The 14,274-nt window shown below is 41.0% G+C and carries 10 protein-coding genes; 4 read left to right on the plus strand and 6 right to left on the minus strand.

Annotation, left to right across the window (positions count from 1 at the left end; translation table 11 throughout):
* Positions 1-197 precede the first annotated feature (197 nt).
* From F607_RS0101325 to F607_RS0101335, 3 genes are read right to left on the minus strand one after another with little or no spacing between them, the layout of a single operon-like run.
* Positions 198-1,301, minus strand: a complete 1,104-nt coding sequence (locus tag F607_RS0101325) for an ACP S-malonyltransferase (protein WP_027706593.1) — start codon at positions 1,299-1,301, stop codon at positions 198-200.
* A complete protein-coding gene (locus F607_RS27660; protein WP_084611057.1) occupies positions 1,298-3,565 on the minus strand; it encodes a thiamine pyrophosphate-dependent enzyme in 2,268 nt (755 codons plus the stop codon). The genes F607_RS0101325 and F607_RS27660 overlap by 4 nt, the downstream gene beginning before the upstream one ends.
* Positions 3,566-3,620: 55 nt before the next feature.
* Positions 3,621-4,817: an acyl-CoA dehydrogenase gene (locus tag F607_RS0101335; protein ID WP_038289549.1), complete on the minus strand. Its 1,197-nt coding sequence runs from the start codon at positions 4,815-4,817 to the stop codon at positions 3,621-3,623.
* 736 nt (positions 4,818-5,553) lie between these two features.
* Here F607_RS0101335 and F607_RS0101340 point away from each other — a divergent pair.
* The 3 genes from F607_RS0101340 to F607_RS33930 all read left to right on the plus strand — a co-directional run bounded on the left by F607_RS0101340 (position 5,554) and on the right by F607_RS33930 (position 10,270).
* Entirely contained in the window at positions 5,554-6,210 is a 657-nt protein-coding gene (locus F607_RS0101340) for a PEP-CTERM domain protein (protein WP_027706595.1), read from the plus strand.
* 225 nt (positions 6,211-6,435) lie between these two features.
* The gene (locus tag F607_RS0101345) at positions 6,436-9,825 is read left to right on the plus strand and encodes a DUF7467 domain-containing protein (RefSeq protein ID WP_027706596.1); all 3,390 of its coding nucleotides are present in this window, start codon (positions 6,436-6,438) and stop codon (positions 9,823-9,825) included.
* Between the two features lie 130 nt (positions 9,826-9,955).
* Positions 9,956-10,270 (plus strand): hypothetical protein, encoded by a 315-nt coding sequence (locus F607_RS33930; RefSeq protein ID WP_157365351.1) that lies wholly within the window; start codon positions 9,956-9,958, stop codon positions 10,268-10,270.
* Between the two features lie 255 nt (positions 10,271-10,525).
* Here F607_RS33930 and F607_RS0101355 read toward each other — a convergent pair whose 3' ends face one another.
* From F607_RS0101355 to F607_RS0101365, 3 genes are all read right to left on the minus strand, one after another.
* The gene (locus tag F607_RS0101355) at positions 10,526-11,131 is read right to left on the minus strand and encodes a substrate-binding periplasmic protein (RefSeq protein ID WP_027706598.1); all 606 of its coding nucleotides are present in this window, start codon (positions 11,129-11,131) and stop codon (positions 10,526-10,528) included.
* Positions 11,132-12,191: 1,060 nt separating this feature from the next.
* A complete protein-coding gene (locus tag F607_RS0101360) occupies positions 12,192-12,404 on the minus strand; it encodes a hypothetical protein (RefSeq protein ID WP_027706599.1) in 213 nt (70 codons plus the stop codon).
* A 236-nt stretch (positions 12,405-12,640) separates the two neighbouring features.
* Entirely contained in the window at positions 12,641-13,510 is an 870-nt protein-coding gene (locus F607_RS0101365; protein ID WP_027706600.1) for a PEP-CTERM sorting domain-containing protein, read from the minus strand.
* A 540-nt stretch (positions 13,511-14,050) separates the two neighbouring features.
* On the opposite strand from F607_RS0101365, the gene F607_RS33935 reads away from it, so the two are divergent.
* Complete coding sequence (locus F607_RS33935; protein ID WP_157365352.1) at positions 14,051-14,194, plus strand: hypothetical protein; 144 nt, start codon at positions 14,051-14,053, stop codon at positions 14,192-14,194.
* The last annotated feature ends 80 nt before the right edge of the window (positions 14,195-14,274 follow it).

The raw sequence follows: 14,274 nt of genomic DNA on the forward strand, positions 1-14,274 counted from the left end.
CGGCGTTTAAAACCACCGGATTAGTACGTTAGATTAGTATGCCGGCGCGCAACATACATGGTGAAACGATCAATGGTCAAACCCATGTTTAGACATTTATCACAATGCTGTGTTGATCCCACTAAAGAAATTACAATCCCTTACTTAGTCACACTAATTAGTCACATCAATTACCCGGTAAGTTGCCTCTGATACATTTATAAATGTTCAATCACATGAGGTTGCATACCTGTCACTGTGAGCCGCTGATCAGCTAACCCCATTGAAACCAAGCTACGTTGTTGAGCCTGGTGCTGTGTAAACTGTTGTTTATTCTGCCAACCATACCACTGGTGTTGGATAAGGACTTGAGCAACAGGCCCCCCTAAGGTATTCCCCGGTCCTAATAAAATAATGCGATCAGGTGCATACTCTTTAACCGCTACCTCAAGGCTACGGCTAAAATCATAGGGTGTTGTGACCTGAGTCTGAAGCGTATACTGCATTAATTCATCGACTCTGGTTGCCCAAGGCAACCATTGATGTCCTCGCCCATCAATTAATGGTGTTGCGGGTGGCTTAAGGGGCAACGCCTGCAACCGCTGGTACGCAATAGAGGATATTGTCTGCATCAATGGAGTATGAAACGCCGCATGTCCAGCAATAATCTGGGGATAGCCACCCGGCTGAGGTGGTAACTGTTGCGCCAATAAACGGATACCCAGCTCATTCCCGGCAAGAATTAAATATCCACCAAGCTCAATGGAAATATACAGCTCTGCCTGTTCATAGGTTTGCATAATTTCACGCATAGTCGCCATAACTTTGGAGCGTACTTCAGGCTGATAGTGCCACTGGTCATCTACCCAGGAATAAATCAGTTGTTGCCCACTCCCTTGCTGATCCATTAACCGCCCCATAGTGGTCACTAACGATAAGCCAGCCACTGGAGATAATGCCCCAGCGACTGCTAGCGCGGTATACCACCCCATGGAGTTGCCTAGCACAGCGACAATATCAAACTGATCTTGCTGAATCGCTAAAAAGTCTGCGTAGCTACAGGCATAAATTAAGGCCGCCCCGTTTTCTCCCGAGTTATGTAATGGCCGCTGAAAACGTTCTGCTTGATCCAGGGCGCTAATGGCTTTCAAGTGATGCTGTAACCGATTTTTATCAAACTCATGCACTAACCCATGTTGATGTTCGTGAAAGCGCTGTAAGTAGCCCAAGTCCGTGCGCTGATAACTGGCCCGACCTGGGCATACCACAATTGCAGTTTGTTTTTGCTTAGCTGTTTTGACTGCAGCTTGTGAATTTTTCATGCCACGCCTCCAGCGGTCAGCTCTGAATGAGTGGAAGGTGCATTTTCATCAGTGCCTGAGTATGTGTGCCACATCTGTCGTACTCGTTGTACAATCTCATCACACTGTGGAAGCACTAAATTCGCAGCCGCACCTAGAGGAATAAAACTATCCGCGGCAGTAATACGTTCAACGACAGGTAATGGCTTTAGGTGCTCAACCAATAAGGTGACCAGTTGCTCACTAACTGACCCTGTTTGTCGGCACTCATCAACGATCAGTATATGAGAGCAGTGCTGAATTTCTTTCACTAGTGCCTCAACATGAATAGGTGCCAGCCAGCGTAAGTCAATAAGCTTAATAGGCAGGCCATCCTGCTGCTCAAGTATGCGTATCGCTTGTTGAGACAGCCTCACACCATTTCCATAGGTGATGATGGCAATAGGCGCCTCGTTACCATCAACGCCTATCTCCCCCACCTCGATGGTTTGACCAATTTCAGGATAAGCCTGAGCCCACAAATTATCCCCTACTTGATGTAAATCTTTTGTCGTATATAACGCTATTGGCTCAATAAAAACGACCACTCGTTGCTGTTGCCAAGCATAGGCCACAGCACTGCGCAGCATGGCAACCGCATCAGCACCATTAGCGGGACACGCAATGACCAGTCCTGGAATATCGCGTAATACGGCAAGTGAATTATCATTGTGAAAGTGTCCACCAAAGCCCCGTTGATAAGCTAAACCAGCAATACGAATCACCATCGGGTTAGTGAACTGTCCTTGAGAGAAAAAGGCTAATGTCGCTGCCTCACCTCGTAACTGATCCTCTGCGTTGTGTAAATACGCCAGAAACTGTATTTCTGCCATCGGTAAAAAGCCATTATGGGCTAAGCCCGTAGCCAGTCCTAAAATACTTTGCTCATCCAATAAAGCATCCATTACCCGGGCTGGGCCGAACTTGTGTTGCAATCTGCTGGTAACGCCATAAACGCCACCCTTTTTCCCAACATCTTCACCACAAATCACTATTTGCGGGTACTGTAATAACAGATCTGCCAAGGCAAAATTAAGTAATTTATTCAGTGGCTGAGGCTGGCTCAACTGTCGCCATTCATTGCCGAATAGTGATTTGCGTGCAGCTGTAGAAGGTAAATCTGGGAGTGGCCTCTGTTGCGCGCAGGCGGTGATGGTCGCCATCACCTGTTGCCGAGAGGTTAATTTAGGACGTTTTACGACTTCACCGGCAACCCGGGAGACTTGCTCCCAGTGCTGCTGGCAGCCTGCAATAATATCCTGCGCTGACATTATATTCAGATCGAGCAGTAGCCGCGCACTATACAACAGCGGGTCCTGCTGCTCTTGTCGTTGAATCTCCTGGGATGATAAATAACTGGTTTGCGCGTCGGAACCCGCATGCCCATATAAACGTACCATTCTCAAATGTAATAATGCTGGCCGTCGATATCGGCGCACATAATCGATAGCCTTTACGGATGCTTGGTAAACCGCAAGCATATCCAAACCATCCGCATAGAAATATTTTATACCTGGCCGCTGCTTACAGCTCATGGCTACCCAGTCTGTGGGGGTTTTAACGGATATCCCCAAGCCATTGTCTTCACACACAAGCAGCAATGGTAACGGTAAATGCCGATAATGAATCCAGGCTGCAGTATTTAAAGCACCTTGTGCTGTTGAATGATTTAGTGAAGCATCCCCAAAGCTGCACATCACCACAGCATCTCCGGCTAAAACCCCTTGGCTGTTTAACTGTTTATGCAGTGGAATGCTATAGGCTGTGCCCACAGCTTTGGGCAGATGTGAGGCAATAGTGCTGGTTTGTGGTGGGATGCTCAGGGGCAAACTGCCAAACACTTTATGTCGCCCGCCAGCAATGGGATCTTCTGCAGAGGCCGCAAACGCCAGTAACATATCGTAAAGCGGTGTACTGCCGGGCAGTAATTTACTCCTTTGCATAAACAGCGCGCCACTTCGGTAGTGCAGAAATAACATGTCCTGCAACCCTAACAACTGCCCCAGTACGACATTCCCCTCATGCCCAGCACTGCCTATGGTATAAAACCCTTGACCTTGCTGCTGCATTTGCCGAGCTTTCAAATCCAACAGTCGACTCAGCAGCTGACTATGAAACATATCCCTGACAGCTTGCGGAGATAATCCAGTGTCCTTAATGCCAATAGTATGCTCTCTTTCAGGTAGCTCGCCCTTTGCAACAAGTTCACAAAATGCATTAACCCGGGCTTCATCCACTTGCCTCATTCGACCCTCCCTGGCCTATATACGATTCCCTCTGTGGCAATAACTAACAGTGGCATTAACTAAATGCAGCAATCCCTGTCTGTGCTTTCCCTAAAATAAGTGCATGAATATCGTGGGTGCCTTCATAGGTATTGACGGCTTCCAAGTTGAGCATATGACGAATAACAGGAAAATCATCAGCGATCCCATTACCACCTAACATATCCCGCGCCTGTCGGGCAATAGTTAGCGCTTTACCACAGGCATTGCGCTTGACCATTGAAATCATTTCCGGGGTCACTTGATGTTCATCCATTAAACGCCCTACACGTAAACTGGCTTGTAATGCCAAGGCAATTTCTGTTTGCATGTCAGCAAGTTTTAACTGCACCAGTTGATTAGCGGCTAAAGGCTGCGCAAACTGTTTTCTATCCAATGTGTATTGACGCGCGGTATACCAACAGCATTCGGCAGCCCCTATTGCTCCCCATGAAATACCATAGCGAGCTTTATTTAAGCAGCTAAAGGGGCCTTTTAAACCAGCCACATTGGGTAAAATCTGCTCCTCAGTAACAAAAACATCATCCAGTACAATTTCACCGGTTATTGAAGCCCGCAATGAAAATTTGCCATGAATAGTCGGGGTAGAAAGTCCTTTACTGTCCCTTTCCACCAAAAAACCTCGGACCTGACCATCGAGCTTAGCCCAGACCACACAAAGGTCGGCAATCGGTGAATTGGTAATCCACATTTTGCTACCTGTTATTTTATATCCTCCCGTCACTTTTACTGCCCGGGTTAACATGCTGCCAGGATCTGATCCTGCATCAGGTTCCGTTAAACCAAAACACCCCACCCATTCACCTTTAGCTAAAAGCGGTAAGTATTTTTGTTTTTGTTCATCGGAGCCAAATGCCCAAATGGGATACATCACTAGCGAAGACTGCACGCTGAGGGCTGAACGATAACCACTGTCCACTCGCTCGATTTCCCTTGCCACCAAGCCATAAGCTACGTTGTTAACATTGGCGCAGCCATAAGCTTCAGGTAATGTACAGCCCAATAAACCTAACCGACCCATTTCACTCATTATTTCACGATGAAAAAATTCTTTACGGAAAGCTTCCTTCACTCTGGGCGTGAGTTCCTGCTGTGCGTAATCCCGTGCACTATCCCTAATCTGTCGTTCTTCAGAGGACAACTGTTGTTCGATTAATAGCGGGTCTTCCCAAACAAACTGCGGTTTTTCGACACTCGCGGCTTCTTGATTCATAGTCGTTACCATACACCCTAAAGCGCTTTATACCCTTTTCTCTTGATATAAATAATCGCTTACCATTTAATGAATATTTATTGTCACTTTTCCTTTATTAGCCGCATTATGCTAAAGCCCCTAAAAAACTACAAGCAGAATGCTGTAGACAAAAATCTATTGAAACTGAAATATTTCTTTAAAACAAACACCTTAATAATGTAATCCTATCCGAAAAATACTTTCCAGCCCCCCGCGTGGTGTATTCTTGTTCCTACAAAAAAATTAATCTTTAGCGGTAAACTTTGTTCAGTCAAATAAGTTAAAATTTGGTTTTAAGTAGTAACTGCAACTCGTTTAATTTCGATTAAAAAAAAGGACATAGCTCTTCATAACTTTAAAATATAACAAGCAGCAAACTAAATCTTCACTTAAGACGGCTGTTTAATCCCATTAAAAGCTGTTTACTTCTCATAGCCCCTCATGACCTTTCTCTTAGCACAAAGTTTTTTTATACAACTTCCTAGCTTTTTCTATTCAGATTACTTTAATAAACTTTCACATCATTATTTGAATGGCATAGCCACTTAAACTGTCCAAAGAATTTACACATTATTGATCATTCATTATACAACCCATTGTTAATTATGGTGCTTGCTTGGGTATTTTTTTTGCTTAGTAATTCTCGATTTCTGGAGAAATACGAAACCAGTTAGGTAAAAATTTATTTACTCGTTTTATTTGAAAAGGAAGAGTCATGAAGACCTTATTAAAACAGCACCAAAATTATTCTATTAACTTTATGGAATATTACAGTGTATTACTTTTAGTATTGCTATTACTAATGACGTGCAATAATGCCAAGGCAGTCCCATTAAATTTAACATTGCAGGATACCCCTGATATCAACTCAGCTTTTATCAGCGTTGGTTATGCAGCAGATACTGATACCTTATCGGCGAATGGATTTGCATTAAATCTTGATGATGACGGTACTCTAGAAGCCATTGCGGGTGGGACCTTTGGTCTAACAGCCACAATTGATTCTACTGGGGCACTTTCTAGCGGAGGGATATTAAGTATTGGAGGTACGATAGCATCTTTAGGTTTTAATAGTGGAACGTTACTAAGTGGTAGTTTAAGTGCTTTTGGTTTTGGCCTAGCTTCTGACCCATTTGAGTTTCTATTTACTATCACTGGTGGTGATGCAGCATCTCTTTATGGTGGCATTGGTTCCAATGCTGGGGTTATTCTAAGCCTTGATACAGGTTTTACTGGAAGTTTTGAAAACAGTTTTCGCGGCACTGGATTAGCAGTTTCTGATGTAGCACCAATCCCTGTACCTACCACCTTAGCGCTTATTTCGTGTGGTTTGTTTGGGCTAGCGGGTTCATTGCGTAAAAAAATAAAATAATTTAATTTTCTGTTTTTATTAGTGCAGAAGCTATTCACTGGCTCTGCACTTTTACGACATAGAAAAATAAAAATATAAGAAGGTTACATTTTTTTGCGCAGTTTCGGATAACAACCACAAAAAAGATATTTATGACTTATAAACACTCATTGCAAATTCTGCTTGGGTATACAGAAAAATAATTAATAGGAGGACCTTATGCTCAGACTTTTTTCTAGGTGTAATGTGAAATCATTTCGCTTTATACGGTATTTAATACTGCTATTAACGCTTTCAGTTTATGGGGTTGCTATTGCTGAATTGCTTAACATTAATCCATCCTTTCCTGTAATTGCATATAATAACCAGGGCAAGCTAAACTATTCGGCAAGTACAGGTGTTTTTTCAGTTGACGCAACGCCTTTACTAATTCGCATTAGTGAAAGCTCTCTCCCTGTTGCCATTTCCCCAATGAGCAATGGACCTGCGGATGTATTAATAAATTTCTCCGTTGATAGTTTTGGTTCTCTTATTGGTGGTGTGCCAGGAGATGATATCGTTATTACTGGCAGTGTGGATTTACCTGATTTAGGGACATTTTCAGGCACCTTACTGACCGGCGAGATAACTGCATTTGGTTTTCGAGATACTGGTACAACATCTGACCTTTATGATTTTACCTTCACGCTGACCGGAGGTGTCATCAGACATTTATTTCCTGGCGAAACAATAGGCGTAACACTTGTCAGTGAGCAGTCCAATTTTACGGGTATCTTTACTGTTGATTTCGGTGGTGAAGCGAAAGGCAATATTGGATTAGTTTCAACGCCAGATCAGTTAGTCAGTGCTTTAGGTGATCGGGTTTGGGAAGATCTAAACAACAATGGTATTCAAGACTGTGAAGATACAAATGAAAATGGTGTTATTGGTGATGTTATAGCAGGGGAAGAAAATAACCCACTATTGAGTGACCAAGGTCCAGAGTGTGGCGGGAAAGCAAATGGAGGGGCTGGCATTGCAGGAGTAGAGGTATTTCTCTATCAACCTGATCAGTTTGGTGATTGTTCAATTCCTTTACCTGTTCCTTCACAGTATACGAACAGCAATGGTTTTTACTTCTTTGATAACTTAGCGCCTGGCGATTACTGTGTTGTCTTTAATATCAACTCCCTATCAAGTAGTTTTTGTGACACTGAGGGCTTTTCTCTTGGCTCTCCAAAATTCACCACTGCTAACATAGGTGGAAATGATGATATTGACAGTGATGCCAATCCATTAAATGGTTCTACTGATAGCGTCAGCCTGTTTGCAGGTGAGGCTAACTATAGCTTGGATGCAGGTATAGTCTGTCCAGCTAAGCTTGGCAATCTGGTATGGCTGGATGCTGACCTGAATGGTCTCCAAAATAGTGAGTCAGGTGTTGAGGGCGTAAGTGTTGGCCTCTATAAGTGTGGTGTAGATGGTATTCCAGGTACATCAGATGATGTCTTTACCGGTGAAACACGCGTCACAAATGCGCTTGGTGAATATATGTTTGGAGCTGAGCCAGGAGTGCTGGACCTTCCTCCTGGAGACTACTTTTTAAAGTTTGATCCTGATACTTTGCCATCTGGGTATAGTTTTACTTTACCTAAGAATGGCGATGACAATATTGATAGTGATTGTTTGGCCCCTTCCGGTTTAACGGCGTGTACAACCTTAGGCTCACGAGGAATAAACTTAAACCAAGACTGTGGTATTAAGCCTGACTGTGGCCTCACAATAGACAAACTGTGTCGTATTGAAGAGCCAGTAAATACTTCTTCAGATGCTAAGTGTGATGGCAAATTAAAACAGTTCACTGTCACTTGGACTGGTGATCCTATCACAGTGAGTGGACTGCCTAATGATGCACCTGGTGGCGTAGTGAATACCAACCAAGAAGTGACATTCTTTGGGCCTTTTGCAAGCAATGATGTGTTTGTAAATATTTCAGGCTCAGTAACGGGTCAATCAAAGTTTCATATGTCCTGTTCTGATGGTGATATGGATGGCGCTTCAGATACTAATGATGCTCAACCCCAAGTCACTGCTATTGGGCGAGATTGTGGTAAGAATCAAGGTGATGCAAAAAGTAATGGCGATATAGACTTTATAAATAACTGGTTACTCGAAGGGTTTGTAGACAACAGTGACCAAGTCTTGGACTGCACCCTGGATGATAATCCAGCGAGTTATGCTCAGGAATGTAGTTTTACGCTGCAGCCCGGACCAAGTTGTGAGTCATTGGAAGGTAAGCCAGATAGCTTAACCTTCAGGTACACTGCTGGTGGTTGCAGTGAAAGTGACAACTCACAAGATGCAAGTAAAGCTGTATGTTCAGAGAGCACTGAGGGTAGTGTAGTTTCAGGACCTATAACGATTGTGTATGCAGGTGGCGATAACGATCTTACCAGTGAGTCCTACACGCTAAGCAAGATAACTGTAGAAGTTGGTGAAGAGTTTACGGTTAGTGGTGGTTATCGCTCAAACTCGTACATTATGATTAGCGATGGCAGCACATCAGAGTTAAACATGTTCCATACTTCTTGTTCTCAGCCACTAGCCACGGGGGATGTATACGGAAGCCTGACATTAATAGGCATTAATGGTCAAACAGGAGGGGCAACAGTTAACTACCAATATTCTGTAAAAAATACTGGAGTGCCTCTGAAGGACGTATTCGTTGAAGACAGCTTGTTAGGGAAAATAGGCTTACCCTTTGACTTAGGTAGTGGTGAAACCAAGATCCTAAATGCTGGTCCTGTAATTCTGAATACATCTACAACAAGTGTGGCAACCGTTAGCTCGTTAAGCTCCTCATGCTCTGGATCTGATACATTGACGGTTAATGCCATCGAGCCAACGTGTGATATCCAGGTTGCTTTTAAGGAACTCCAGGATGATAAAGTTAAGTACAATCTAACAAATACCAGTCAAATAATGGCAACGCTAGAGAGCTTTATACTCAACTTTCCCTCTGAATACGGTGTAATTAAAGAGATTAAGTTAGATGGAACGATTTATAAAGCAAGTGAAAGTGAGCTGATAGTTGGCCCAGGAGTACAAATAAGTGCCGAAGACTGGACTTCACCCGATACATATCGTCGTGAGTTAGAGCCAGGTGAAACTAGAACCTTAGAGATAGTCTTTACCGTTAAATCTGATGACACTCACTGGGATAATGTGGAAGAGGGAAGCATGCTAACGTTCAAGGAAGGCTGCCAAGTTAGCCTAAGACTACCCAATGCCTGTGATATTGATCGCCCAACGGAATTAGTTTTTGAGTACACAGCTAATGCGTGTTCTTCAACCACTAATTATCAGGAAGGCAGTTTTGAGTGTGAATCAGGTACTGAGGGTTCCATTGGAAGTCTGGTTGAAGTAACCATGACCAAGGATGAGAATAAGTTTGCAGTTCAACAATCAGGCTCCGAAGTCAGAATATTCAGAAGTGATGAGATAGGTAAAGAGTTTCCCTCAGAGATTAAGTACAACATAATTGGTTCCGAAGGAAGCCAGGCTCATGTGCTCCACACATCTTGTTCAAAGCCATTGAATTTAGGTGATCAGTTTGGTGCGCTTACGTTAAAAGAGTTCAAGCCAAGGACTAATTAAACCAAGCAATTTTCTTAATCTTGATGTACTTGTTAGTAGAGGCTTCTTGTAAGCTGGGTAAAAATGTAGCAGTGCTAGTTTTTTTTCTCAGCCTACGAGAAGCTCAACAAGATTGTAAAAGATTATACTCATGCAATGGTTGAACTCATTTGCTCCTCCCGCAGCAGAAGGCCATCCTTGGTCTCTACTGCTCAATGTTCCTGGCACCTGCTTCACAAACAAATTCAAGCATTGCCATCCCTCTTTGTGCTATACCCCAATCTCGCTTAAATCAGTAACAGCAATAGCTCAATGTATATATTATGGGCATTACAAGGTTTGGATAATGGCCGCCGAACTGTTTGCCGCAAGAAAAGTCATTTTTTTAGCAATTCAAGATGCATCAAAAGAGTGGACAATGCCGATTCGAAATTGGAAAGCCGCGCCCAGTATATTTATGATTTAGTTTGAAGATCAACTCAGATCCTATATTTAAAACTGGGCGTATACACAGAAATATTTACAGTGTCTAATTCACCCTATAATAGACCATTGTTATCAAACCATTTTTGATGAAGTTTTTTTGTAAACCCCTTCATATCAAGGTGCTTTTTACCATTATCAAAAACATTGATCAGATTTTTAATTGCTATTTTTCCCTTTTTACCAACTACAAACTCTTTAGAAGAACCAAAATATGGAGATTTTAAAAACTCCCCTTTTATACTTTTTTTTCAATCATGTAGTCCCAGTTTTCCTCATATCCAGCAAAGCCATCAACTCGCCTTGCTAGTAATATTGTGAATCCCTGTGCTATTGTATTCACATTAATTTTTTTAAAGTAATTTGCTTCATTAAAAACATCACCGTAGTTATAATTATTCTTGACAGCAATATGCATATTTTTTAGGCTTTGCATATCATTCCAATCAATAGGCTTTTCTTTTAAGCTATAAACTACAAAATCAGCTCTATTTATATATTCACTTGAATAATGAAATATTTTTTCTCTTGAAGAATTCCATCCTGTCGGAAACAAAACATCAACTTTTCCTTCTTTGATAAAGTCTAATGCTCTTGGCCATGGGAGAACATGAAGCTCAATCGTATATCCCATATGATGGTAACTATTTCTGACAATATCCCATGAATAGCCTTTAAGACTTATAGAGTTTTTTCCTGGCGATATTACTTCAACTGTGAACTTCTCACTAAAGCGAAAGGGTTCATAATCATGGAGAGTCGCGACTTTAACTATTTTATCGGAACTACTAGCTTTCGGTATGAAATAAAAAAATATTGTAATAAATAGTAAGCATATTTTCATATTTTTTTAACCATCAAAGAACTTCAGCACCAAATACTACTGCATCAATTATAGCTATCAATGATAACTTGCATGCTTTTTAATCGTTAAAGATGATAATTATTAATGCAAAAGTGTAGAGAAATGATACATTTAAGTTAAAGAAAAAAATACAGTACTCTTTAATATAGCCTAACCCAAACTCAACATATATCAAAAAGTCGAATATTCCACGAGTTAAAACTACTAAAGAATACTGTAACATAGAAGACCCTTGCGACTAAACATATAGCTATATTCCGATTTCATCATATTTAAGTAACTACTAAGCGATTCCCCTTGCATAGGTGAATATACCTATAAAGAGGTATGATTAATATTTCACTTTAACTAATTATTTATTACACCGTGCGTGCAGCATTTTTGTAAAAAGAAGTGGCGCTCAATACTACAATCCGCTTTAACTCACTTAAGGGGAAATAGCATGGCAACTTAAAACCTAGCAGGAATCCAAATAATTTACCAGATAGGCCAAAGAAGTATGATTTAAAGGTTTTCTGGAATCACCTAATGAAATACTTATTCATGACACCTTTAGCTATTTTTTCTTCCGTCTTTATCCTAGCTCATTTCTTATTATCTATTAAGCTATTCACGAATTACTTCATTCAAAAAAAGTCAAATTATATCAATACCCTGCTATTGATTTTTAAAAAAGAGCAATATAGCTGACACGAAATACAACGTTATTGGGTTTATAACAAGCGGCCAAATTACCGATAGCTCCAAGAGTGGATGGATTTAGCTGAGGTCATTAGAACTGAAACAAAACGAACACAACAAGAACAAAGAGACTCTCTGCTGGCTGGAATCATGAATATTTAATGAAGCTAATTAGTATAATGTAAATTTATATGGGATTTCACTGGGCTACTCTAACAGGCTTCCTTGCCTAGTAGAGAGAATGAGAGGAGAGAATTGCTGGTCAGTGCTTTAAATAAGTACTTTAAATAGGTAATTTAAAATAGGCACTTAAAACAAATTAACTATAAAAACCCTTATATCAATTGAGTGTTATGGTTTACATTGGGGAAACATGGCTAGCTAAGTGAGTTCCTTTCCCTTTTCTTGAAAGAAGTAGCCTAACTTCTTGACCTGGTGTTAATTGATATCGACCAGGCTCTTTAAAGCTTGAATGATTAATATAAACCTGGATAATACCATCAATATCAATACAGCCAATACCATTATTTTGACAATACCATTTTACATGACCAACACATTGGGTATTCATTCTAGTGCTCCTTAATATCTTTCCTTACAATTTTAATTATTTCTTTATAAAAGAGTACTCTATAAGGGTTCTACAAACCTTTACCAATATCAAAAAAAACCTTATTTTCTCATTAAAAAACCAAATAACATTATTAAAAAACCTTCTTTATAAAGCCATACTACTTTGCACTTCTTGGCTTAATATTTCTTACGAATTAACCACAGCTCTACAAAGAAGCAAATACCAGACAATCACTAGTTTTTAAGCTTTCTACGGCTAGCCAATAATAAACCCAAGCTTAACAAGGCAACAGAAGTAGGTTCAGGCACTTTAGTTAACCGAGCAAAGGTATATAAATTAGTCGAGGCATTCTCAGCCGTAAAGTAATCAGGACCCAGTTCAATGGTTGACCCGTCTGCATCAAATGAACTATAAATAAAGAGTTCATAGGCCATGTCATCAATCATTATATCTAATGTCACAGGAAAGCCTGAGTCAGTGGTCAGTGTGAAAAAGTCATCACAAATAGACCCTCGTGGATTACCAAAAGGGCAGTCGCCTGCATTTAACGTCTCATTGAATGCGATATCAAATAATGTTACTAACGATGAGCCATAATCAGCAGGCATGACTAAATCATCAGGCACATCAGCATCACCCAATACTGCAGCAGTTGCAACAGCCAGGGGAATACCCATTATTTCAGCTGACTGAAATCCAGCCCCTAATGTACTACTCATTGATAATGCTCCTAATATTTGGGCTGTTGCTAAAGTAGCAAATGCTCCATTAAGCACATTATTATTATGTGTAATAACTGATAACTCATAAGGTGTATTTAGCGCTTCAATTGCAACAGACTTATGACTGATTAATTGAAGGTTACTTTGGTCTCCATCTCCAATTGGCTCACCCCAACTTAACTGACTAAAAATATCTAAACCACCATTAAAGTTGGTGTCCGTAATAATGGTTGGTGCAACAAAAGTACCTCCACCTACCGTCGCGTTCTGGAAGATACCTGAGCCATCAACTAAAGAAAAGTCAAGAATACTCGCTTGCGTATTTACAGCAGCGGCAAGACAAGAAACCGTAAATAGTTTGGCAATGTTAAATGAGCGCATTTTCCTTTCTCCTTTTACATTATTGATTGAGGGTTCAAACCGTTTCACCCCTAATAGTGCAAGGAGATTGCCAAAACTGAAAAATATCAGAATATCATAGCGTTACCTATTTATTAGCTGTCCAAAAACCATTTATTGATAAGTGACTCAACAACCAGACAAACATAAATAGCAGATTATTAGGATACACGGCATATTCCCTATACTGGTTATGTAAAAAAATGATTAAGTCTAATAAATCCCTGCCCTCCTACACAGTTAATTCCTCCATGCACAGACAGTTCAGTGGTCCTCACCTCACCTTTACATTCCTGAATAGTTGCCGCTTCCTTGCGACAAACAATTCGACTGTGCGTTATCCAGCCGTTGGCTCCCCCTGTTGTAAATCGTACGACCACAACGGCTTAATAAATAATGATTAGGGCGCAAAAAAGAGGTTTAGCGAAGGTTATTTGTAAAACACGTTTCAAAAGTAAGGTGAGCATCACTGGTAGGGCAATCGCATATAAAAAGATTTTGTGATGATCAGAGATTGTACTCATGCAATGCTTGAATTCATTTGTTCATCCCGCAGCAGAAGACCATCCTTGGTCTCTACTGCTAACGGTGCTCCTGGCACCTGCTTCACAAACCAATTCAAGAATTGCCAACCCTCTTTGTGCTATTTACCCCAATCTCGCTTAGGTCAGTAACAGTAATAGCTCAATATAAATTAAGGGTACTACAAAGGCTCGATAATGGCCGCTAAACTGTTTGCCGCAAGG

Origin of the sequence: Zooshikella ganghwensis DSM 15267 (genome assembly GCF_000428585.1) — a bacterium.
Classification (GTDB): Bacteria; Pseudomonadota; Gammaproteobacteria; order Pseudomonadales; family Zooshikellaceae; genus Zooshikella; species Zooshikella ganghwensis.